The sequence below is a fragment of the Streptomyces sp. NPDC048331 genome (assembly GCF_043201215.1).
Classification (GTDB): domain Bacteria; phylum Actinomycetota; class Actinomycetes; order Streptomycetales; family Streptomycetaceae; genus Streptomyces.
Genome location: NZ_JBICYT010000008.1, coordinates 1 through 21269, shown reverse-complemented (window position 1 = coordinate 21269; position 21269 = coordinate 1). Strand labels below are relative to the sequence as shown.

20 protein-coding genes are annotated in these 21269 nt (G+C 72.6%); 7 read left to right on the top strand and 13 right to left on the bottom strand.

Annotated elements, in window-relative coordinates:
• The first annotated feature begins 47 nt into the window (after positions 1–47).
• Complete coding sequence (locus ACGFYY_RS14265) at positions 48–1490, top strand: GuaB1 family IMP dehydrogenase-related protein (RefSeq protein ID WP_365266176.1); 1443 nt, start codon at positions 48–50, stop codon at positions 1488–1490.
• A gap of 87 nt (positions 1491–1577) precedes the next feature.
• Here ACGFYY_RS14265 and ACGFYY_RS14260 read toward each other — a convergent pair whose 3' ends face one another.
• The 7 genes from ACGFYY_RS14260 to ACGFYY_RS14230 form a co-directional block, all read right to left on the bottom strand.
• Positions 1578–2819 (bottom strand): sensor histidine kinase, encoded by a 1242-nt coding sequence (locus ACGFYY_RS14260; RefSeq protein ID WP_393709313.1) that lies wholly within the window; start codon positions 2817–2819, stop codon positions 1578–1580.
• On the bottom strand, positions 2816–4546 hold the full coding sequence (locus tag ACGFYY_RS14255) for a cation acetate symporter (RefSeq protein ID WP_393709311.1): 1731 nt from the start codon (positions 4544–4546) through the stop codon (positions 2816–2818). The genes ACGFYY_RS14260 and ACGFYY_RS14255 overlap by 4 nt, the downstream gene beginning before the upstream one ends.
• Before the next feature lie 115 nt (positions 4547–4661).
• Entirely contained in the window at positions 4662–4937 is a 276-nt protein-coding gene (locus tag ACGFYY_RS14250) for a hypothetical protein (RefSeq protein ID WP_351157481.1), read from the bottom strand.
• A 185-nt stretch (positions 4938–5122) separates the two neighbouring features.
• Entirely contained in the window at positions 5123–5974 is an 852-nt protein-coding gene (locus ACGFYY_RS14245) for a LytR/AlgR family response regulator transcription factor (RefSeq protein ID WP_393709308.1), read from the bottom strand.
• 130 nt (positions 5975–6104) lie between these two features.
• Positions 6105–7133, bottom strand: coding sequence for an SCO0930 family lipoprotein (locus tag ACGFYY_RS14240; RefSeq protein ID WP_365266168.1), 1029 nt, complete (start codon positions 7131–7133; stop codon positions 6105–6107).
• Positions 7134–7248: 115 nt separating this feature from the next.
• On the bottom strand, positions 7249–8274 hold the full coding sequence (locus ACGFYY_RS14235) for a GDSL-type esterase/lipase family protein (RefSeq protein WP_393709306.1): 1026 nt from the start codon (positions 8272–8274) through the stop codon (positions 7249–7251).
• Between the two features lie 50 nt (positions 8275–8324).
• Positions 8325–8699 (bottom strand): SDR family oxidoreductase, encoded by a 375-nt coding sequence (locus tag ACGFYY_RS14230; RefSeq protein WP_393709304.1) that lies wholly within the window; start codon positions 8697–8699, stop codon positions 8325–8327.
• 323 nt (positions 8700–9022) lie between these two features.
• Between ACGFYY_RS14230 and ACGFYY_RS14225 the strand changes: the two genes are divergently transcribed.
• Both ACGFYY_RS14225 and ACGFYY_RS14220 read left to right on the top strand, forming a co-directional pair.
• Positions 9023–10513 (top strand): amino acid permease, encoded by a 1491-nt coding sequence (locus ACGFYY_RS14225; RefSeq protein WP_393709302.1) that lies wholly within the window; start codon positions 9023–9025, stop codon positions 10511–10513.
• 10 nt (positions 10514–10523) lie between these two features.
• Positions 10524–10979 carry an Lrp/AsnC family transcriptional regulator gene (locus ACGFYY_RS14220; RefSeq protein ID WP_007262967.1) on the top strand — a complete coding sequence of 152 codons (456 nt, stop codon included), beginning with the start codon at positions 10524–10526 and terminating at the stop codon, positions 10977–10979.
• Between the two features lie 64 nt (positions 10980–11043).
• On the opposite strand, the gene ACGFYY_RS14215 is transcribed toward ACGFYY_RS14220, so the two are convergent.
• The gene (locus tag ACGFYY_RS14215; protein ID WP_393709300.1) at positions 11044–11754 is read right to left on the bottom strand and encodes a GNAT family N-acetyltransferase; all 711 of its coding nucleotides are present in this window, start codon (positions 11752–11754) and stop codon (positions 11044–11046) included.
• Between the two features lie 394 nt (positions 11755–12148).
• On the opposite strand from ACGFYY_RS14215, the gene ACGFYY_RS14210 reads away from it, so the two are divergent.
• The 3 genes from ACGFYY_RS14210 to ACGFYY_RS14200 all read left to right on the top strand — a co-directional run bounded on the left by ACGFYY_RS14210 (position 12149) and on the right by ACGFYY_RS14200 (position 15277).
• Positions 12149–12547, top strand: a complete 399-nt coding sequence (locus ACGFYY_RS14210; protein ID WP_393709298.1) for a hypothetical protein — start codon at positions 12149–12151, stop codon at positions 12545–12547.
• A gap of 188 nt (positions 12548–12735) precedes the next feature.
• Positions 12736–13536: a carbon-nitrogen hydrolase family protein gene (locus ACGFYY_RS14205; protein WP_393709296.1), complete on the top strand. Its 801-nt coding sequence runs from the start codon at positions 12736–12738 to the stop codon at positions 13534–13536.
• Positions 13537–13579: 43 nt separating this feature from the next.
• Positions 13580–15277, top strand: a complete 1698-nt coding sequence (locus tag ACGFYY_RS14200; RefSeq protein WP_365266158.1) for an NAD(P)/FAD-dependent oxidoreductase — start codon at positions 13580–13582, stop codon at positions 15275–15277.
• Between the two features lie 61 nt (positions 15278–15338).
• Here the strand turns inward: ACGFYY_RS14200 and ACGFYY_RS14195 are convergent, their stop codons facing one another.
• From ACGFYY_RS14195 to ACGFYY_RS14175, 5 genes are all read right to left on the bottom strand, one after another.
• Positions 15339–15890: a hypothetical protein gene (locus tag ACGFYY_RS14195; protein ID WP_393709293.1), complete on the bottom strand. Its 552-nt coding sequence runs from the start codon at positions 15888–15890 to the stop codon at positions 15339–15341.
• A gap of 94 nt (positions 15891–15984) precedes the next feature.
• The gene (locus ACGFYY_RS14190) at positions 15985–16257 is read right to left on the bottom strand and encodes a hypothetical protein (RefSeq protein ID WP_393709291.1); all 273 of its coding nucleotides are present in this window, start codon (positions 16255–16257) and stop codon (positions 15985–15987) included.
• 92 nt (positions 16258–16349) lie between these two features.
• Positions 16350–16991 carry a DUF5995 family protein gene (locus tag ACGFYY_RS14185; RefSeq protein ID WP_365266152.1) on the bottom strand — a complete coding sequence of 214 codons (642 nt, stop codon included), beginning with the start codon at positions 16989–16991 and terminating at the stop codon, positions 16350–16352.
• Between the two features lie 75 nt (positions 16992–17066).
• Positions 17067–18482, bottom strand: coding sequence for a uracil-xanthine permease family protein (locus ACGFYY_RS14180; RefSeq protein ID WP_393709289.1), 1416 nt, complete (start codon positions 18480–18482; stop codon positions 17067–17069).
• 95 nt (positions 18483–18577) lie between these two features.
• The gene (locus ACGFYY_RS14175; protein ID WP_393709287.1) at positions 18578–19825 is read right to left on the bottom strand and encodes an MFS transporter; all 1248 of its coding nucleotides are present in this window, start codon (positions 19823–19825) and stop codon (positions 18578–18580) included.
• Between the two features lie 55 nt (positions 19826–19880).
• Here ACGFYY_RS14175 and ACGFYY_RS14170 point away from each other — a divergent pair, with 55 nt between their 5' ends.
• A complete protein-coding gene (locus ACGFYY_RS14170; protein ID WP_393709285.1) occupies positions 19881–21038 on the top strand; it encodes an ROK family protein in 1158 nt (385 codons plus the stop codon).
• Positions 21039–21269 lie beyond the last annotated feature (231 nt).

Genomic DNA, 21269 nt, shown 5'->3' with positions numbered 1-21269 from the left:
CTGTCGGGGCGTAGACGGATCCTTCGATCGACTGGGATGTTCAGCACGTGCGTTTTCTCAATGACCTGAAGCCGCCGTACGACCTGACGTACGACGATGTGTTCATGGTGCCGAGCCGTTCCGCGGTCGGTTCCCGTCAGGGTGTCGACCTGTCCTCGCCCGACGGTACCGGCACCACCATTCCCCTCGTCGTGGCCAACATGACCGCCATCGCGGGTCGCCGGATGGCCGAGACGGTCGCCCGCCGCGGCGGCATCGTGGTCATCCCGCAGGACATCCCGATCGAGGTCGTCACCGACGTCATCTCCTGGGTGAAGACCCGCCACCTCGTGCTCGACACCCCGATCACCCTGGCGCCCACCCAGACGGTCGCCGACGCCCTGTCCCTGCTGCCCAAGCGCGCCCACGGCGCCGGTGTCGTCGTCGACGCCGAGGGCCGCCCGGTCGGCGTCGTCACCGAGCACGACCTGACCGGTGTCGACCGCTTCACCCAGATCTCCGAGGTCATGTCGAAGGAGCTGCTGCTCATCGACGCCGACATGGACCCCCGCGAGGCCTTCAACCAGCTCGACGCCGGCCACCGCAAGCTGGCCCCGGCCGTCGACAAGGACGGCAAGCTCGTCGGCATCCTCACCCGCAAGGGCGCCCTGCGCGCGACGCTCTACACCCCGGCCACCGATGCCAACGGCAAGCTGCGCATCGCGGCCGCCGTCGGCATCAACGGTGACTTCGTGGCCAAGGCCAAGCAGCTGCTCGACGCGGGCGTGGACACGCTCGTCATCGACACGGCGCACGGCCACCAGGAGTCGATGATCAACGCGATCAAGGCCATCCGCGCCCTGGACCCGCAGGTCCCGATCGTGGCCGGCAACATCGTCGCCGCCGAGGGCGTCAAGGACCTCATCGACGCCGGCGCGGACATCATCAAGGTCGGTGTGGGCCCCGGCGCCATGTGCACCACCCGCATGATGACCGGCGTGGGGCGCCCGCAGTTCTCCGCGGTGCTGGAGTGCGCGGCCGAGGCGAAGAAGTACGGCAAGCACGTCTGGGCCGACGGCGGCGTCCGTCACCCGCGCGACGTCGCGATGGCGCTGGCCGCCGGCGCGTCCAACGTGATGATCGGTTCCTGGTTCGCCGGTACCTACGAGTCCCCGGGCGACCTCCAGCAGTCCGCCGACGGGCGCCTCTACAAGGAGTCCTTCGGCATGGCCTCCGCCCGCGCGGTGCAGAACCGTACGAGCGAGGAGTCGGCCTACGACCGCGCCCGCAAGGGCCTGTTCGAGGAGGGCATCTCCACCTCGCGCATGTTCCTCGACCCGGCCCGCCCGGGCGTCGAGGACCTGATCGACTCGATCATCGCGGGCGTCCGCTCCTCGTGCACCTACGCCGGTGCCGGCTCCCTCGCGGAGTTCGAGGAGAAGGCCGTGGTCGGCATCCAGTCCGCCGCCGGTTACGCCGAGGGCAAGCCGCTGCACGCCAGCTGGAGCTAGCCCGTCCGGTCGCTTCCGTCCCGTGGCCCCGGACCGTCCCCTCGTGGACGGTCCGGGGCCACCGGCGTATCCGGTCCCGGCCGGCCCTCAAGGTCGGGGAGGGCGCTGCCTCGACGGCGAACTGTGCACGCCCACGTGGTACTTGGGAATGCGCAAGGTGACCTTCATGCCGGCCCCGACGCCCGTCTCCATCACCGGACCGTACGCGTCCCCGTACACCTGCCGGATCCGCTCGTCGACGTTCGGCAGCCCGATCCCGGAGGATCCCCCGTGCTCCCCGGCCAGGATCCGGCGCAGCAGCGCCGGATCCATCCCGACCCCGTTGTCCTCCACCGTGATCACCGCCTCCGCGCCCGCGTCCCGCGCCGTGATCGCGATCCGACAATCCTCCGTGGAGTCCTCCAGCCCGTGCTTGACGGCGTTCTCCACCAAGGGCTGCAGGCACAGGAAGGGCAACGCCACCGGCAGCACCTCAGGTGCCACCTGCAGGGTCACCTTCAGACGGTCGCCGAACCGGGCGCCGGCCAGCGCCAGATACTGCTGCACGGAGCGCAACTCGTCCGCGAGCGTGGTGAAATCACCGTGCCGACGGAACGAGTATCGGGTGAAGTCCGCGAACTCCAGCAGCAGTTCCCGGGCCCGTTCCGGATCGGTCCGGACGAACGAGGCGATCGCGGCCAACGAGTTGAAGATGAAATGCGGGGAGATCTGCGCGCGCAGCGCCTTGATCTCCGCCTCCATCAGCCGGGTCCGCGACCGGTCCAACTCGGACAGCTCCAGCTGCACCGACACCCACCGCGCGACCTCCGTCGCGGCCCGCACCAGCACCGCGGACTCCCGTGAGCCGTACGCCACCAGCGCGCCCAGCACCCCGTCCTCGCCGGTGAGCGGGGCCACCACCGCCCACTTCAGCGGACACTCCGGCCGCTGGCACTCGGTCCGCACGCTCTGACTGCGCCCCGACGCCAGCATCACCGCCACCCGGGCCATCGCCCGCCGCTGATGGTGGTCGGCGCCCGGGCCGTCCCAGGCCAGCACCGACTCCCGGTCGGTCAGGCACAGCGCCTCCGTGCCCAGCAGCGACCGCAGCCGCCGGGCCGCCTTGCGGGCGGCGTCCTCGGTCAGCCCGGCACGCAGCGGGGGAGCGGCCAGCGAAGCCGTGTGCAGGGTGTGGAAGGTGGCCCGCTCCACCGGGGTCCCCAGGTCCAGGCCGGCCGCCCGCTCCCCGTGCCGGGCGTGCCGGCGCCCCGCCACCCAGCCCACGCCCAGCAGCAGCATCGCGGCGGCCACCGCCGGCACGGCCACGACCGCCGGTGCCACCCCGATCACCGCACCCCTCCCGCCCGCTCACCGGCCACGACCTCCGGCAGGTGCAGCCGGGCCAAGGTGGCCGCCGTCCCCGCCGGTATCCGCGACCGCGTCGCCAGCGACACCGCCACCATCGTCAGGAACCCGAGCGGCACCGACCACGCCGCCGGCCACGCCAGCAGGGTGTGCGTCCAGCCCGGCGGCGCCAGCTCGACCCGGGTCGCCAGCACCGCGCCCAGCGCCGCCCCGCCGCCGGTGACCAGCCCGGCCACCGCACCAGGCGGGGTCAGCCCGCGCCACCAGATGCCCAGCACCAGCAGCGGACAGAACGAGGACGCCGACACGGCGAACGCCAGGCCCACCGCGTCCGCCACCGGCACCTCCGTCGCCGCCACGCTCCCGGCCAGCGGCACCAGGATGGCCACGATCGCCGCCGAGCGGAAACTGCGTATCCCGCGCGCCGGCAGCACGTCCTGGTGCAGCACCCCCGCCACCGCCATGGTCAGCCCCGAGGCCGTCGACAGGAACGCCGCGAAGGCACCCCCGGCCAGCAGCGCGCCCAGCAGCTCGCCCAGCACCCCGCCGAGCATCCGGCCGGGCAGCACCAGCACCGCCGCGTCCGCGTCACCGGTCAGGGCGAGCTCAGGGGTGTAGATCCGGCCCAGCGCCCCGTACACAGGCGGCAGCAGATAGAAGGCGCCGACCAGCGCGAGCACGACCAGCGTGGTGCGTCGCGCCGTCCGCCCGTCGGGGCTGGTGTAGAAGCGCACCGCGACGTGCGGCAGGCCCATCGTGCCGAGGAAGGTCGCCAGGATCAGCCCGTACGTGGCGTACAGCCGGTACTCGCTCAGCCCGCCGGAGGTCGCCGCCGTCCAGGTGGACACCCCGGGCCGCGTCTCGGCCGGGGTGTGCGGAACCGGCGTGTCCGGGGCGAACTCCAGTCGCGCGTGGGCCCGTACGACGTGCTCACCGGCGGTCAGGGTCAGCGGCGCGGACACGTAGCCCTGCCCGTCCACCTGCCCGGTCACCGTCACCGTCAGCGGATCGGCCACCGAGAGCCGCACGTCCTGCGCGACCGTCACCGCGGTGTGCTCGCGGAAGACGGCCGGAGCGTCGAAGGTGGCCCGCGGCGCGCCGTCCCCGACCCAGGCCGCGAGCAGGAAGAAGGCCGGCACCAGCAGGGCCGTGAGCTTCAGCCAGTACTGGAAGGCCTGCACGAAGGTGACCGAACGCATCCCGCCGCACGCCACCGCCACCGTCACCACGAACGCGACGACCAGCCCGCCGACCCAATGCGGGGCCCCGGTCAGGATCTCCAGGGTGAGCCCGGCTCCTTGCAACTGCGGCAGCAGGTACAGCCACCCGACCCCGACCACGAACAGCACCGCGATCCGGCGCACCACCAGCGACTCCAGTCGCGCCTGTGCGAAGTCGGGCAGCGTGTAGGCGCCGGAGCGGCGCAGCGGGGCCGCCACCAGCACGAGCAGCACCACGTACCCGGCGGTGTAGCCCACCGGGTACCAGAGCATCTCGGGCCCCTGGAGCAGCACCAGCCCGGCCACCCCGAGGAAGGACGCCGCGGACAGGTATTCGCCGCTGATGGCGGCCGCGTTCAGGCGGGGTCCCACCGTGCGCGAGGCGACGTAGAAGTCGGACGTGGTCCGCGACATCCGCAGGCCCAGCGCCCCGACCAGGATCGTCACCAGGACGACGACGGCGACCGCGGTCAGCGCGTACGTCTGGTTCACCGGGCGGTCCTTCGGCAGGGGAGGGGTGTCCGGAGTCTACGCACGCCCCTGACCGGGCGACAGGCACGATTCGGTCCCACCGGAGCCGGCGGACCCGCCCGGCCGGACCACCCCGTCAGCGGGCCGGGTCGCGGTGCTCCGCGCAGTCGCGCAGGGCGATCTCCAGCTCCACGTACGACTCCTCGGCACGCCGGAACGCCAGCGTCAGTGCCGCCTCCGCGCGCGGCGGCACCTGCTCGCGGACCCCCTCGCGGGCCTCGTACAGGATGTCGGCCCAGCGGGCGGCCGCGCTGCGCAGCCGGGCCAGCAGCACCTCGGCCTCGGCGGGCCCGGCAGGCCGGGCCCGGGGCAGCCCGCTCAGGGCGTCGACCAGCGCCTGGATCTCGGACATCTGGCTCCTCCCGCGCCGGGAGATCCACGATACGAGAGGGGCGACGGCGACGAGGGCCGATCGCCGTGGCGGTGCGGCCGACGGTTCCGACGGATCGCCGTACGCCCCTTCCGGCGCGACGAACGGCGCCCCCGAGCGCCGGACGGTCAGGGGTGAACGGCCCGAGTCGCCTGGGTACGGCCGGTTCAGCCGGTCGCCTGCCGCATCAGCAGGTCCCGCAGCTCCCGCGCGTGCCTTCGACTCACCTGGAGCTCCGCGGTCCCCACCCGGACGCTGGTGGTGCCGGCCTCCAGGCGGAGCTCGTCGATCCGGGCCAGCGCCACCAGATGACGGCGGTGGATCCGGACGAACCCGCGCGCCGCCCAGCGCTCCTCCAGCGTGGACACCGGGATCCGGACCAGGTGGCTGCCCTCGTCGGTGTGCAGGCGGGCGTAGTCGCCCTGCGCCTCCACGTAGGAGATGTCCGCGATGGGCACGAAGCGGGTGACCCCGCCCAGTTCGACGGCGATCTGGTCCGGGGCGCGGTCGGTGACGGTGACCTCGGCGACCGGGCGGCGGGGCGCGGGCACGGACGGGCCGCCCACCCCGGGGGCGTCGGCTGTCACCATGCCGGCGGCGGCCGCGGACGCCGGTCCCTCCTCGGAGCGGCCGAGCTGCTCGCAGGCCCGTCGGACGGCCTCGGCCAGCCGCTCCGGGCGGACGGGCTTGAGTACGTAGTCCACGGCCTTCAGGTCGAAGGCCTGTACGGCGAAACCCTCGTGGGCGGTGACGAACACGATCAGCGGGGGCCGCGCGAACCCGGCCAGCAGCCGGGCGATGTCCAGCCCGGTCAGCCCGGCCATGTGGATGTCCAGGAACACCACGTCGATGGCGTCGGCCCCGTCCGGGCCGGACTCCAGTGCCCGGGTGATCCGGCGCAGGGCCTCGGTGGCGTCCGAGGCACCCTCCGCACGGCGCACCCGGGGGTCCGAGCGCAGCAGGTAGAGGAGTTCCTCCAGGAGCGGCTTCTCGTCGTCGACGGCCAGTACGCGCAGCATGGGGCCGAGTCTAGGGAGGACTTGGCGGGGGCGGAACGGGAAAGGGCGCGGCCCCCGCCCAGGGGGGAGGTGGGCGAGGGCCGCGCGAACGGGGTGGGGGGAGGAAGGGGCCGGTGAGGAGGGGCGCCGGCTACTGGACGGTGATGAGCTTGCCGTCCGGGGAGACGGCGTACCAGGTGCCGCCCACGCCCTGGCCGTTGACGTCGCCGGGCTTCTTGTCACCGGTGAAGGTGTAGACGGGCCAGCAGTCGACGCTCTGCTGCTTCTGGCCGTCCGGGCGGTTGAGCACCGTGTAGTTCTTCTCGACGATCCCCTTGTCCTTGGCCTTCTCCAGCGGCGCGACGGCCGGCCACTTGGCCAGGCAGTCGCCCACGCACTTGGAGGTCATCGGCCACTGGGTGTCCGGCTTGAACCGGTAGACCGTCATGCCCTTGCCGTCGACGATGTGATCGCCCAGCTTCGGGTCCTTGGCCACCGACAGCTTCCCGTCGGCCTCGGCGGCGCCGCCGGCGGCGGGGGGCGCCGCCTCGGCGGGCGGTGCGGCCTCGGTCGGCGCCGCCTTCGCCGCCTTCTTGCCGTCCGCCGCGAGGGCGAACCACACCCCGCCGACGCCCTGGCCGTTGACGTCGCCCGCCTTGGTGTCCTTGCTGTAGCGGTACGCGGGCCAGCCGCCCACCGTCAGCTGCTTGGTGCCGTCGGTGCGTACGACCTCGCCGAGCAGCGCCGGGTCCATGCCGGCGGCGGCGGTGACATCACCGGCGGCGACCACCGGCCAGGTCTTCTCGCAGTCCCCGTCGCAGTTGGACTTCGGCGGCTTGGCGGTGTCCTTGTCGAACCGGTAGAGGCTGAACCCCGCGCTGTCGGTCAGGACCGGCCCGACCTTGTCGTTGGAGGCGACCGCCAACTGCCCGGCCGGCTTGGCCTCCGAGGCGGGTGCGGCCGCGTCGGTTCCCGGCGCCGCGCCGGACCCGTAGGCGCCGTCGGATCCGTACGCGCCGTCGGCGGCGGCCGGTGCCTTCCCCGAGTCCTGCGCCGCTGCGGCGGCCCCGACCGGCTTGGTCGTGTCCGCGGCCTTGTCGTCCGTGGGGCCGCAGGCCGTCGCCGCGAGGACGACGACGATCGCGGCCGCGGCCAGGGTGGTTCCGCGCTTGATGCCCATCTGATCTCTCCCACGTGTGGTGTCCGGTGTCCGCCACCGTGGTGGCGCCAACTGTGCTCAGGACACGCTCCGATGGGAGAGATCTGTTCACCTCGTCCGCTGTGGGCTGTTTCACTCACCCCACGCCGAACCCGGTGCGCCGCAGAGCCGTGGCCACAGCGAGGCCGAGAACCTGATGTCCGCTGTCGTTGGGGTGCAGCCCGTCCGCCAGATGCTCGGGACCGAGCAGGTCGCGGCCCGGGAGCACCGCCAACCGGTCGTCGCCGGCGGCGATCCGGTCCCGGGTGGCCCGCTCCATCGCGTCACGCAGGGCGCCGAGGGTGGCGCCGAGTTTGTTCGGGGTGCGCTCGGCGTCGGGCCGCAGGACGGGGGAGACCAGCAGCATCGGGGTCCGCGGGTGTCCCTGGCGGACCAGTTCGAGGAACGCGCGCGTGGTCTCGTACAGCAGGGGAGCCGAAAAGGGCACCCGGGACCAGCAGTTGGTGCCGAACGCGAGGGTGAGCACGTCGGCGGGCAGGCCCGCGAGCTGTTCGGCGGTGGTCAGTTCACCGCGCGCGGCCCCCGCGTAGCCGAGGTTGACGGTGTCCCAGTCGAGCGCCCGGCCGGTGACGGCGGGCCAGCCGTGCGCGGGGCGGGTGGACCACCAGCCCTCGGTGATGGAGTCGCCGTGCACCACCCAGCGCGGTTTGAGCGGCGCCGGCGCGAGCGTGCCGCCGATCCCGCGCAGCCCGAGGATCAGCGGGGACTGGGTCTCGGGCGGGTGGAGGGTGAAGGGGCCGGTGCCGCCGCCCAGGCCGATCCGTACGACGGCTTCCGCGGCGGGTTCGGTGAACACCTCGGTGACCACGCCGTGCCGGTCCCACAGCGCGAAGCCGTGTGCGAGGTCGCGCAGCGCGTCGGTGGGTCCGGGCACGGTCGCCCGGTAGCGCACCTCCACCGCCCGCGCGGTCTCGGTGGTGAACTCCAGCCGGACGCCGATGGGCAGGGTGGAGCGCTCACCGGTGTCCCAGGGCAGCCGCATGGTGTCGGCCGGATCGGCGCGGACCGGCCGTCCCCGGTCCAGCCAGGCGACCCCGCGCAGGAAGGGCAGGGCGTCCTGCCAGGGCGCCGGCTCGTCGGGGTGGCGTTGCAGCCCCACCATGCGTTCCGCCGGCAGTCCTGGTCCTGCCGCCCCCGCTGGTCCCGGTGGTATCACTGGTCGCCTCCGATCGTCGGGTACGGGAAGTGCGCGCCGCCCCCGCCGTCCACCATGAGCGTCTGCCCACTGGCGGACGAGGCCGACGGTGCGGCCGGGGGGTACCGGGCGGCCGGGATGTCCGCGGTCTCGGTGACCCGGCCCGGAGGGGCGTGCTCCGCGTCGCGTCGCCGCCCCTCGGTGGTAGGTGGCGCGGCGACCCGCGGGGTCCCCACCACCCCCGGTGCCGCCGCGTTCACCCGTACCCCGCTCGGACCCGGTTCCACCGCCGTGGGGGGCACCAATGCCGTCGGGGCGGCCTGCGCGTCGCGGGCGCCGCGTGCCGCGGGGGCGGGTGGCGGCCCGGGGACGGAGGCCACGTCCAGATCCATGGCGGCACGCTGCGGCAGATCTGACGAAGTGTCAAGAAAAGGGGTCCGCGACGGCTTGCGCAGCGATCGATCATCCCTACGCAACAAACGACTGTCCGTGACCGATCCGCGCAACGATCGTGCGTCAATGTGCAAGGATGGTGCATTACGGGCGGTATCACTCAGCTCGTAGGCTCACTCGCTGTACGTGGAGTGGCGCGGATCGCCTGCTCGGCGGTCCCCCATGAGCAGACCCTTCTTACGACGGGCCCTGCCCTGCTCCGGATCGTCGCGGTCGACGCCTCCCCTGACCTCCCCGATCCGCAGTGACAAGGAGTCCCCTCGTGCTCGACCACGGCCAGGCGCCACCGCTCGCCTCCGAGGCCCGCAGGCCCGTCAACCCGCTGCTCCGCCGCAAGCCGGTGGAGCAGTTGGTCTCCGAGGGCGGCCAGGGTGAGGGCGGCGCGCTGAAGCGTTCGCTCACGATGTGGCAGCTGACCATGATCAGCATCGGCGCGACCCTGGGCACCGGCATCTTCGTCGTCCTCGGCGAAGCCACCCCGATCGCCGGCCCGGCCGTCTTCATCGCCTTCATCCTCGCGGGCCTGACCGCACTGTTCTCGGCGCTCTCCTACGCCGAGCTCGCGGGCTCCATCCCCGTCTCCGGCTCCTCGTACTCCTACGCCTACGCCACCATGGGCGAGCTCATAGCCTGGATCTGCGGCTGGTGCCTCGTCCTGGAGTACGGCGTCTCCGTCGCGGCCGTGGCCGTCGGCTGGGGCCAGTACCTCAACGAGCTGCTCGACGGCACCCTCGGCATCACCATCCCCGAGGGCTTCTCCGCCCCGCTGGGCGAGGGTGGCTACATCAACATGCCGGCCCTGGTCGTGGTCCTGCTCTGCATGGTCTTCCTGCTCCGCGGGGCGAAGGAGAGCGCCCGGATCAACTCGATCATGGTCGCGGTCAAGATCGTGACGCTGGTCCTTTTCTGCGTCATCGGCTTCATGGGCATCAAGGCCGGCAACTACACCCCGCTGGCCCCGCTCGGCGTCACCGCGATCAGCACCGCCGCCTCCATGCTGTTCTTCTCGTACATCGGCTTCGACGCCGCCTCCACCGCCGGTGAGGAAGCCAAGAACCCGAAGAAGGACCTGCCGCGCGCGATCATGCTGTCGCTCGCCATCGTCACCGCGATCTACTGCCTCGTCGCCCTGGTCGCCGTCGGCGCCATGCCGTGGCAGGAGTTCGAGGGCAGCGAGGCCGCCCTGGCCCAGATCATGGAGGACGTCACCGGACACTCCTTCTGGAGCGTCATCCTCGCCGCGGGCGCCGTCGTCGCCATCGCCAGCGTCGTCTTCGCCGTCCTCTACGGCCAGACCCGCATCCTCTTCGCCATGTCCCGCGACGGCCTGATGCCCAAGGCCTTCGCCAAGGTCGACCCGAAGTCCGGCACCCCCCGCGTCAACACGATCATCGTCTGCCTCTTCTGCGGACTGCTCGCCGCCTTCATCCCGCTGGGCGAGCTGGCGAACGCCACCAGCATCGGCACGCTCTTCGCGTTCGCCCTGGTCAACGTGGCCGTCATCATCCTGCGCCAGACCCGCCCGGAGATGAACCGCACCTTCAAGGTCGCGCTCTTCCCGGTCACCCCGATCGTGGGCTTCCTGCTCTGCGCCTACCTGATGACCGAGCTCCCGGGAATCACCTGGCTGGTCTTCGGTGGCTGGATGGTCGTCGGGCTCGTGATCTACTTCTTCTACGGCATGCGCCGCTCCAGCCTGGCCACCGCGGCCGTCCTGGCCGCCCCGGCCGCGGAGGCCGCTGAACAGAAGTGATTCACCCCCCGTGCGACTGAACGATCTCGACGAACGCATCGTGCACGCCCTCGCCGAGGACGCCCGCCGCTCCTACGCGGACATCGGCTCCGAGGTCGGGCTCTCCGCGCCCGCGGTCAAGAGGCGCGTGGACCGGCTGCGCGCCGAAGGCGCCATCACCGGCTTCACCGTCCGCGTGGACCCGGCCGCGATGGGCTGGGAGACCGAGGGCTTCATCGAGATCTACTGTCGGCACAACACCTCGCCGGACGACATCCGGCGAGGACTGGAGCGATACCCCGAGGTGGTGTCCGCGTCGACCGTCACCGGCGACGCGGACGCCCTCGTCCAGGTCTTCGCCTCCGACATGCGCCACTTCGAGCGGGTCCTGGAACGCATCGCCGGCGAGCCCTTCGTGGAACGCACCAAGTCCGTGCTGGTCCTCTCCCCGCTCCTGCGCCGCTTCACCTCGGGCGCCCCGGCGTAACACCCCCCGCCCCGCTCGCGGCCCCGTGGTCAGGCCTTCGGCCCCCGGGGTCGGGTCTGCGGGGTCAGGCCTGCGGGGTGCGGACGCCCAGGAAGAGGGGGCTGCGGCGCAGGGTGAAGCCCATCGACTCGTAGAGTCGCACCGCCTCCGTGTTGGCCGCAGCCGCGTGCAGGAACGGGCTCTCCCCGCGCTCACGGACCTCCGCCACCACCGCCCGTATCAGCCGGCCCGCCAGCCCCCGCCCCCGATGGTCCGGGTGGGTGCACACCGCGCTGATCTCCGACCAGCCCGTCGGCCGCATCCGCTCCCCGGCCATCGCGACCAGCCGGCCCTCGTGGCGGATCCCGAGGTATGTGCCCAGCTCCACCGTCCGGTCCAGGAACGGTCCGGGTCGGGTCAGCCCCACCAGCTCCAGCATCTCCGGCACGTCGCCGGACCCCAGCGGTACCGCCTCCGGTTCGGCCCCGGCCCGTACCGCCCGGCCGTCCAACTGCACACCCGGAACGTTCACCAGCGTCTCCCACCCCGACGGCGGTGTCAGCAGCCCGGTCACCCAGACCTCCTGCCCGGGACCGACCAGCGCGGCCAGATCCGCCCACGCCGCCGGGTCCCGCGGATCGGCGAGCGCCGCGAACGGTGAGGTGTCCAGCGTGTAGCGGGCCGCCAGACCCGCGGGCGCGAACTCGGCGAACGCGCGGTGCGGCCCGGTCAGCGCGGCCCAGACCGGATTGTCGAGCACTTCACTGCCGCACAACGTGCCGCTCTCGGGGGACATGGGTGCGGGACTCCTTCCGTAAGACGACGGCGTCCGGGTCGTGACCGCCTTCTTGACGGCCCCCGGCGCCGCCACGAAACTGCGGGGGACGGCCATGACGGACAACGCCCGCCACCGGAAGCCTAACCAGCACCGGACGGCGGCTTCCGAGGACAGGGACGGAGGTGGGCGGCGGTGGACACGGACCGGACGGCGGACGTGGACAGGGACACGGACACGCGGGCCCGAACCCTCCGGCACCGGTGGCTCACCCGGCGCCTGCACATCGACCTCCTGCGGGTGTGCAGCGCATTCGGCCCGCACGGCTGACCCGTCGGAGACGAGTGACCCGGACCGGGCGCGCGCACCGCGCCGCCCGGGGCCCAGCCGTGTTGTCCTCCACCCCAGGAGAGTCATGTCACACACCGTCCTGCCCCGCACACCGCTGCCCCGCACCGGCCCGGCGCCCGCCCCGCGCGGCCGCATCGGAGCGGGCTTCTCCCCGGTACCGCACCGCTACCACCTCTACCTCCGCGTCGGCTGTCCCCACTCCCTCCGGGTCACCGGCACCCTCACCGAGCTGCGTCTCGCCCGTTCGATCACCACCACCGTCCTCGGTACGGACCCCAGGGCGGCCGAGTACACCGCCCTGCGCCTCGCCTACGAGGCCGCCGGCCACCACTTCGACGGCACCCTGACCGTCCCGGCCCTCGTCGACGGCTGGAGCGGGCGCGTCGTCTCCGACCACACCCCCGACATCCTCGACGATCTACGCCTCCTGGCCACCCACCCGGCCTTCCGCGCGAGCGCATAGCAGGGGCCGCCCCGGAACGGAACGGGGCCCACCAGGGGAGTCAGGGGGCCCCGCGCAACGAATCGCCGCGTCGATGGTGGAACACGCAACGAATCGATGCGCGGAGCGCAACGCTCACGGCTTGTCCGGGTCGAACGCGCGAACGTACCGTTTTATGACCCCCTCCCCGCCTGTCACAGAGGTAGCCCATGCCCCCGCTGCGCACCGCCCTCCTCCAGAGCTCCGGCGTTCTCGGCGACACCGCCGAGAACCTCAAGGCGCTCGACGAGGCAGCGGCGCGCGCCGCACAGAGCGGGGCCGGGCTCCTCGTGACGTCGGAGATGTTCCTGACCGGCTACGCGCTGGACCTCCAGGACATCCCCGGCCTCGCCGAACCGGCCGACGGCCCGTCCGCCCAGGCCATCGGCGAGATCGCCCGCCGCCACGGGGTCGCCGTCCTGTACGGCTACCCGGAGGGCGCGGACGGCGTGGTCTACAACGCCGCCCAGCTCATCGGCCCCGACGGCGCGGCGCTGGCGAACTACCGCAAGACCCACCTCTTCGGCTGCTTCGAACAGGACGCCTTCACCCCCGGCGACACCCCCGTCGTCCAGGCGGACCTGAACGGCCTCCGCATCGGCATCATGATCTGCTACGACGTGGAGTTCCCCGAGAACGTCCGGGCGCACGCGCTCGCCGGCACCGACCTCCTCCTGGTACCGACGGCGCAGATGCACCCGTTCCAGTTCGTCGCCGAACAGCTGGTCCCCGTAAGGGCATTCGAGAACCAGATGTACATCGCGTACGTCAACCGCACCGGCCCGGAAGGCGAGTTCGAGTTCGTCGGACTCAGCTGCCTGGCGAGCCCCGACGGGGTCACCCGGACCCGGGCCGGACGCGGCGAGGAGCTGGTGTTCGGCGAGGCCGACCCCGAGCTGCTGTCGGCCTCGCGCGAGAGCAACCCGTACCTGCGCGACCGCCGACCGGGGCTCTACGCCTCCCTCGTCTGAGCCCTCTTCCTCCCCCAGCCCTGCCGCAAGGAGACGTACCCCCATGACGTCCACGGTGCCCACCACCGCCGTCCCGCACAGCGACGGACAGCCGCCGATCACCATGTTCGGTCCGGACTTCCCGTACGCGTACGACGACTTCCTCGCCCACCCGGCGGGTCTCGGCCAGATACCGGCGACCGAGCTCGGCACCGAGGTCGCCGTCATCGGTGGCGGGCTGTCCGGCATCATCTCCGCGTACGAGCTGATGAAGATGGGCCTCAAGCCCGTCGTCTACGAGGCCGACCAGATCGGCGGCCGGCTGCGCACCGTCGGCTTCGAGGGCGCCGAGACCGAGGGCCTCACCGCCGAGATGGGCGCCATGCGCTTCCCGCCCTCCTCCACGGCCCTGCAGCACTACATCGACCTCGTCGGCCTGGTCACGGAGCCCTTCCCGAACCCGCTCGCCGAGTCCACCCCCTCGACGGTCGTCGACCTCAAGGGCGAGACGCACTACGCAGAGACGATCGCGGACCTCCCGCAGATCTACCGCGACGTGTCCGCCGCGTGGAACGCCTGCCTCGACGAGGGCGCCGACTTCTCCGACATGAACACCGCGATGCGCGAGCGGGACGTCCCGCGCATCCGCGAGATCTGGGCCAAGCTCGTCGAGAAGCTCGACGACGAGACCTTCTACGGCTTCCTCTGCAAGTCGGAGGCCTTCAAGTCCTTCCGCAAGCGCGAGATCTTCGGCCAGGTCGGCTTCGGCACCGGCGGCTGGGACACCGACTTCCCGAACTCCATCCTGGAGATCCTGCGCGTCGTCTACACCGAGGCCGACGACCACCACCGCGGCATCGTGGGCGGCTCGCAGCAGCTGCCGCTGCGCCTGTGGGAGCGCGAGCCGGAGAAGATCGTCCACTGGGCCCAGGGCACCTCGCTGTCCTCCCTGCACGACGGCACCCCGCGCCCGGCGGTCACCCGCCTGCACCGCACCGCCGGCAACCGCATCACGGTCACCGACTCCTCCGGCGACATCCGCACGTACCGCGCCGCGATCTTCACGGCCCAGTCCTGGATGCTGCTGTCGAAGATCGCGTGCGACGACACGCTGTTCCCGATCGACCACTGGACGGCGATCGAGCGCACCCACTACATGGAGTCGTCCAAGCTGTTCGTCCCCGTCGACCGGCCGTTCTGGCTGGACAAGGACGAGGAGACCGGCCGCGACGTCATGTCGATGACGCTGACCGATCGCATGACCCGCGGCACGTACCTGCTGGACAACGGCCCGGACAAGCCCGCCGTCATCTGCCTCTCGTACACCTGGTGCGACGACAGCCTGAAGTGGCTGCCGCTGTCCGCGAGCGAGCGGATGGAGGTCATGCTGAAGTCCCTCGGCGAGATCTACCCGAAGGTCGACATCCGCCGGCACATCATCGGCAACCCGGTCACCGTGTCCTGGGAGGACGAGCCCTACTTCATGGGCGCGTTCAAGGCCAACCTCCCGGGCCACTACCGTTACCAGCGTCGCCTGTTCACCCACTTCATGCAGGACCGCCTCCCCGAGGACAAGCGCGGCATCTTCCTCGCGGGCGACGACATCTCCTGGACGGCCGGCTGGGCCGAGGGCGCGGTCCAGACCGCCCTCAACGCCGTCTGGGGCGTCATGCACCACCTCGGTGGCACCACGGACTCCACCAACCCGGGCCCGGGCGACGTCTACGACGACATCGCCCCGGTCGAACTCCCCGAGGACTGATCCTCCGGGTACCCAGGACCACGGGCCGTCCCCGCGTGAGCAGCGCGGGGGCGGCCCGTTCTCATACCTGCCGCCGCCAGACCGACCGCCATCGCTCCGCGCGCGCGGCCACGAGGCCGTGGGCCGGCTCGGTCACGCGGCCGAAGAGGCTGACCCCGCATCCGCCGCAGAGTGTGTGCTCCGTGAACCCGTCGTGCCAGACCTTCGTCCCGCGGTCCTCGGCGCACACCGGACACCGCGTCAGGTCCCCGGCCGGGGCACACAGGATCTGCCGCATCACCGCCGGGAGCGGCCCGGCCGGGTGGAACTCGGGGTCGGGGCACCAGAGGCGGCGCCTCGGTTCCGGCGGATCCGGGACCCGGACCCCGGCCGCCTTCTGTGCGCGCCGCGCGACCACCCAGCCGGCGTGCGCGGCCCGCCAGACCTCCCGTGCGGCGTGCAGTTCCTCCACCGCCCGCACCAGCGCGTCCGGATCCCGGTCCAGGTCCGCCGGGATCCGGGCACTGCGGACCAGGTGGTCGTACGTCGCACGGACGCCGTACGGCGCGAACTCGGCCACGCAGGTCCGGAAGCCGCAGAACCGCTGCACCGGCGCGAGCGAAGTGTCATGCACCCGGAGCCGGTGCGTGGCGAAGCTGGTCACTCCGGCAGTCCGGGTGAGGTGCGCCGGTGTGTACCCGGACGGGGCACCATCCGCGCCGATGTCGTCATCGGCGCTGCGCGATCTGCTGGAAGACGTCGATCAGGTCCTCGATCTCCTGCCCGTGCGACGTCACCGACCAGTCGTCCGTGTAGCCGCTCCGCATGAGCTCCTGGGACAGGAACTCGATCATGGTGTCCGCGGCGAAGTCGTCCGGAGCCCTCGGGGACATGGCGATCTCGGTCGCCTCCGGATGCCACGCCGCGAGGTCCAGCAGGGACCGGTAGAGCCTCGGGCCACCGCGGAACCAGCGGGGGACGGTGCGCTTGTGCTCGCTCATTCTTCCTACCATTGAGCAGAGCGTAGTGAAGACGATCACGGCACATCCGAGGGGGTACCACCGGGACCGCGTCGACGGCGGCCGTGGGCGGTTCAGCCCCGCGGGGTCAGGAGGCAGCGGCCCACCAGGCCCACGCCCGCGTCGAGGGAGTCCGTGAACTCCTCGGCCAGCTCCGGCGCGCGGCGCAGCGTCCACAGCAGCCGGGCCGCCGACCAGGCTCCGGCGCGGGCGCGCTCCAGGCTCCACGAGCCGACCAGGTGGGTCAGCGGGTCGGCGATCTCCAACAGGTCCGGGCCCGGCATCAGGTCCTCCCGGATGTGCTCCTCCAGGGAGACCAGCGTGTCGCCGACCCGGTCGAAGTCCGCCTCCAGGGCGCGCGGTTCACAGTTCAGCTCACCGCACGTGGCCACCACCGCCAGCGCCAGGTCATGGCCGATGTGCGCGTTGATCCCGGCCAGCGCGTGCTGGAGCGGGCGGATCCCGGGGTGCCGGCGGTACTGCAGCAGGGGGCGCCAGCAGGCCGGGGCCCGGTCCGCCTCGACCGCCGTCAGGTACCGCTCCGCGAACCGCACGCTGAGCGTCTCCGCCCGGCGGGGTGCCGGGAACCCGCCGTGTTCGATCCGCCGGTGCAGGGTCTCCGTCACGGTCAGGTAGACCCGGTTGAAGACGGCGACGCCGTCCTGCGGCGGGAGCCGCTCCTCCAGGGCGCGCATCCGCGCCAGCACCGCTTCCATGGGGGCAGAGTCGCAGGCGCCGACGCGGATCCGGGGAACTTGGCCGTAGGCTTCCCCGGTTCGGGCGAAACCCCGTCAACGGGGCTTGTCCTGGCCCTCCCCGGAGCCGTCGCCGGAGTCGTCGCCGACGTCGTAGCCGGACGTGCCCTCGTCGAGCAGGGGCTCCTGCTTGAGGTGCGCGGGCGCGAGGAACCGCAGCGCGTGATAGCCGGTGATCACCACGACCGTGCCCAGCGCGATGCCGCCCAGTTCGAAGGTGTCGGTGATCTGCAGCTTCACGCCGCCGACGCCGATGATGATGCCCGCCGCGGCCGGCACCAGGTTCAGCGGATTGCGCAGGTCCACCCCGCCGTTGATCCAGATCTGGGCGCCGAGCAGGCCGATCATCCCGTAGAGGATGACCGTGATGCCGCCGAGCACCCCACCCGGGATCGCGGCGACGATCGCGCCGAACTTGGGGCACAGCCCGAAGAGCAGCGCGAAGCCCGCGGCCGCCCAGTACGCCGCCGTGGAGTAGACCCGGGTGGCAGCCATGACACCGATGTTCTCGGAGTACGTGGTGTTCGGCGGGCCGCCGACCGCCGTGGACAGCATGGACGCGGCGCCGTCCGCCGCGATCGCCGTCCCCAGCTTGTCGTCGAGCGGGTCGCCGGTCATCTCCCCGACCGCCTTGATGTGCCCGGCGTTCTCCGCGATCAAGGCGATCACCACCGGCAGGGCGATCAGGATCGCCGACCACTCGAAGGCGGGCGCGTGGAAGGACGGAAGCCCGATCCAGTCCGCCTTGGCGACCGCCGAGAGGTCCAACCGCCAGTGGTCGACGGCCGCCTCCCCGCCCAGCGTCGAGTGGATCTTCCCGAAGAGCAGGTCGGAGAGCCAGGAGATCCCGTACCCGAAGAGCAGCCCGAGGAAGATCGCGATGCGCGACCAGAACCCGCGCAGGCAGACCACGGCCGCCCCCGTGAACAGCATGGTCAGCAGCGCCGTCCACTGGTCCTGAGGCCAGTACGTGCTCGCCGTCACCGGCGCCAGGTTGAAGCCGATCAGCATCACCACCGCGCCCGTCACGATGGGCGGCATCGCCGTGTGGATGACGCGCGCGCCGAACCGCTGGACCACCAGGCCCGCCAGGAACAGCGCCACGCCCACGACGAAGACGGCGCCCGTGACCACGGCGCTGTCCCCGCCCGCGGCCCGGATCGCCGCCGCCACACCGACGAACGACAGCGAGCAGCCCAGGTAGGACGGAACGCGGCCGCGCGTCGCGAGCAGGAAGATCACCGTCGCGACGCCGGACATCATGATGGCCAGGTTCGGGTCCAGCCCCATCAGCACCGGAGCGACGAAACTCGCGCCGAACATCGCCACGACGTGCTGCGCGCCCAGCCCGGCGGTCCGCGGCCACGACAGCCGCTCCTCCGGGCGGACCACCGCGCCGGGGGCGGGAGTCCGCCCGTCTCCGTGCAGGGTCCAGCCCACGCCGAGGCCCATGTTCCACTCCTCTGTTCCGGACGACCGCCGCTCCGGCCGCTCACACATCGAGGCCGCAGCGCACGGGGTACGTGCCACTGCGGCCGATCGACATATTACGGCCGGGTTTGGGCTGGTTCGTCGAGGCCGGGGGAGTCGGTCTTCGCCGTCGCCCCGCCGAGATCGTCCCCAGCCTGCCCCACCGGACTCCCCGGGCGCAGTACCGCGGCGCCGACGATCAGCGCGAAGGCCAGCAGGGTGACCAGCCCGAAGGACACCACCAGCGAGGTCGCGTCCGCCACCGCGCCGATCGCCGACGGCGCGATCAGCCCCGAGGTGTACGTGATCGTCGCGACACCGGCGATGGCCTGAGCGGGAGCCGGGCCGCTGCGCCCCGCCGCCGCGAAGGCCAGCGGGACCACCACCGCGATACCCAGTCCGATCAGCCCGAATCCGGCCAGCGCCCCCGCGGGATGCCGGACCCCGACCACGAGCAGCCCGCCCAGGGTGGCCACCACCCCGCCCGCCCGAACCGTTCGTACCGCCCCGAACCGGTCCACCACCCGGTCCCCGACCAGCCGCGCCACCGCCATCGTCAACGCGAAGGCGGTGGTGGAGGCCGCCGCCAGGCCGGCGTCCGTGTGCAGGACGTCCCGCAGGTAGACCGCCGACCAGTCCAGGCTCGCGCCCTCGGCGAAGACCGCGCAGAAACCGACGGCCCCGATCAGCAGCGCCGACCTCGGCGGCAGCGCGAAGTGCGGCGGCGGCGCCTCCTCCTGGCCGGCCCTCAGGTCCAGCACCCCTTGTACGGCGAGCAGCCCGAACGCCGTGAGGACCAGCGCGGCGACCAGGTGGTGCAGCCGGGCGTCGGCCCCGGTGTGCGCGGCGACGGTACCCGCGGCCGAACCGAGCAGGGCGCCCACGCTCCACATGCCGTGCAGCGAGGACATGATCGAACGGCCCAGCCGGTTCTCCGTCTCCACGCCCAGCGCGTTCATCGCCACGTCCGACATGCCGGCGGTGGCGCCGTAGACGAACAGCACGAAGCAGAGGGCGGGCAGATTCGGGGCGAGGCTCGGCAGGATCAGCGACAGGGTCCACAGCGAGAGCAGCACCCGCAGCGCGGTCCGGGCGCCCAGCCGGTGGTTGATCCGGCCCGCCAGCGGCATCGCGAGGGCGGCGCCCACGGCCGGCGCGGCCAGGGCCAGCCCCAGCGTGCCCGCGCTGAGCCCGGCGTGCTCCTGGATCCAGGGGATGCGGGTGGCGAAGGAGCCGGTGACGGCGCCGTGGGTGCAGAAGACGGCGGCGATGGCGTAGCGGGCATGGCGCAGGCGCGCCGGGCTGAGGTCGGTGTCCCCGGTCATGAGGATTAAACTATCAGGGACCCTGCCTGATAGATAATGGGCCCGACTCCCTAGGATGGGCTCCGTGACTCCTGCCCCCACCACGACCCCGGCACCGTCCCCCGCCTCGCCCAGCACGGCCCGGGCCATCAACGACCGCCTCGCGCTGCAACTCCTCCAGGAATCCGGGCCGCTGACGGCCACCCAGCTCAAGACCATGACCGGCCTCTCCCGGCCCTCCGTCGCCGACCTCGTCGAGCGGCTCACCGAAGCCGGGCTCATCGAGGTCGCCGGCGAATCCAACGAACAGCGCCGCGGCCCCAACGCCAAGCTGTACGGGATCGTCGCGAACCGCGCCCACCTGGCCGCCCTCGACGTCCGCACCGACCGGGTCACCGCCGTCGTCACCGACCTCCTCGGCCGCCCCCTCGCCGAAGCCGCCCTGCCCGTCGGCGCCCCCGAGGACGCGGTGGCCGCCCTGCTGCGCACCGCGCGCGAGGCCGGCGCGGCCGAACTGCACACCGTCGTCATGGGCGCCCCGGGCCTCGTCGCCCCGGCCACCGGCGAACTCCGCGACACCAGCGGCCTCCCCGCCTGGCACCGGGACCTGGTCACCGCCCTGCAGCGGAGCCTGCCCGCCGTGGTCGTCGTCGAGAACGAGACCAACCTCGCCGCCCTCGCCGAGCAGCGCCTCGGCGTGGCCCGCGACCTGGACTCCTTCGTCCTGCTGTGGCTCGGCGCGGGCGTGGGCGCGGCCGTGGTCCTGGACGGCCGGCTGCGCCGGGGCGCCTCCGGCGGCGCGGGCGAGATCGGCTTCCTCCCGGTACCCGGCACCACCGGACTGCCGTCGGCCGAGGACTGCGCGGGCGGATTCCACGCCCTGGTGGGCCGCGAAGCCGTGACCGCGCTGGCGCGCGCACACGGCTTCGCGGGCCCGGCGGAGGACGCCGTGGCGGGAGCCGCGGGGGAGCCGTTCCTCGAAGCCCTGGCCGAACGCCTCGCCCTGGGCGCGGCGGCGGCCGCGGCGATCCTGGACCCGGGCTGCGTGGTCCTGGCGGGCGAACTGGGCCGCGCGGGCGGCCCGGCCCTGGCCGCCCGGGTCGCCCACCGCGTGGCGAAACTGACCCCGGTCCCGACGGAGATCCGCGCCACGACCCTGGGCGACCCGGCCGTCCTGGCGGGAGCCGAACTGGCGGCACGCGAGGCCGCGCAGGCGGTGCTGTTCGGGGGGTAGGGGGTCGGGCGGTGGCTTGGGGGAGCGGGGCCAAGCGGGCGGGGTCGGGTGGCGGGGCGGGGCGGGGGCTTCGGGGGGCGGGAGCCCCTCGGGCGGCATCGGGGAGGGGTATGGGGGTTTCCCGGCAGTCTTCGTCTCTCCGGGTCGGGCCGGTCCCTCAAGGGCGCTCCTTCGTCGCGTCGCTTCGCGATGGCCTGCGGCCACCCTTGACCGACCGTCCCGCCCCGGACA

Excerpts from the sequence above, each read along its gene's own strand:
- ACGFYY_RS14250 (WP_351157481.1), bottom strand. The coding sequence starts at position 4,937 with ATGTCCGAGATCCAGGCGCTGGTCGACGCCCTGAGCGGGCTGCCCCGG.
- ACGFYY_RS14245 (WP_393709308.1), bottom strand. The coding sequence starts at position 5,974 with ATGCTGCGCGTACTGGCCGTCGACGACGAGAAGCCGCTCCTGGAGGAA.
- ACGFYY_RS14240 (WP_365266168.1), bottom strand. The coding sequence starts at position 7,133 with ATGGGCATCAAGCGCGGAACCACCCTGGCCGCGGCCGCGATCGTCGTC.
- ACGFYY_RS14235 (WP_393709306.1), bottom strand. The coding sequence starts at position 8,274 with ATGGTGGGGCTGCAACGCCACCCCGACGAGCCGGCGCCCTGGCAGGAC.
- ACGFYY_RS14230 (WP_393709304.1), bottom strand. The coding sequence starts at position 8,699 with ATGGATCTGGACGTGGCCTCCGTCCCCGGGCCGCCACCCGCCCCCGCG.
- ACGFYY_RS14215 (WP_393709300.1), bottom strand. The coding sequence starts at position 11,754 with ATGTCCCCCGAGAGCGGCACGTTGTGCGGCAGTGAAGTGCTCGACAAT.
- ACGFYY_RS14210 (WP_393709298.1), top strand. The coding sequence starts at position 12,149 with ATGTCACACACCGTCCTGCCCCGCACACCGCTGCCCCGCACCGGCCCG.
- ACGFYY_RS14205 (WP_393709296.1), top strand. The coding sequence starts at position 12,736 with ATGCCCCCGCTGCGCACCGCCCTCCTCCAGAGCTCCGGCGTTCTCGGC.
- ACGFYY_RS14200 (WP_365266158.1), top strand. The coding sequence starts at position 13,580 with ATGACGTCCACGGTGCCCACCACCGCCGTCCCGCACAGCGACGGACAG.
- ACGFYY_RS14190 (WP_393709291.1), bottom strand. The coding sequence starts at position 16,257 with ATGAGCGAGCACAAGCGCACCGTCCCCCGCTGGTTCCGCGGTGGCCCG.
- ACGFYY_RS14185 (WP_365266152.1), bottom strand. The coding sequence starts at position 16,991 with ATGGAAGCGGTGCTGGCGCGGATGCGCGCCCTGGAGGAGCGGCTCCCG.
- ACGFYY_RS14180 (WP_393709289.1), bottom strand. The coding sequence starts at position 18,482 with ATGGGCCTCGGCGTGGGCTGGACCCTGCACGGAGACGGGCGGACTCCC.
- ACGFYY_RS14175 (WP_393709287.1), bottom strand. The coding sequence starts at position 19,825 with ATGACCGGGGACACCGACCTCAGCCCGGCGCGCCTGCGCCATGCCCGC.
- ACGFYY_RS14170 (WP_393709285.1), top strand. The coding sequence starts at position 19,881 with ATGGGCTCCGTGACTCCTGCCCCCACCACGACCCCGGCACCGTCCCCC.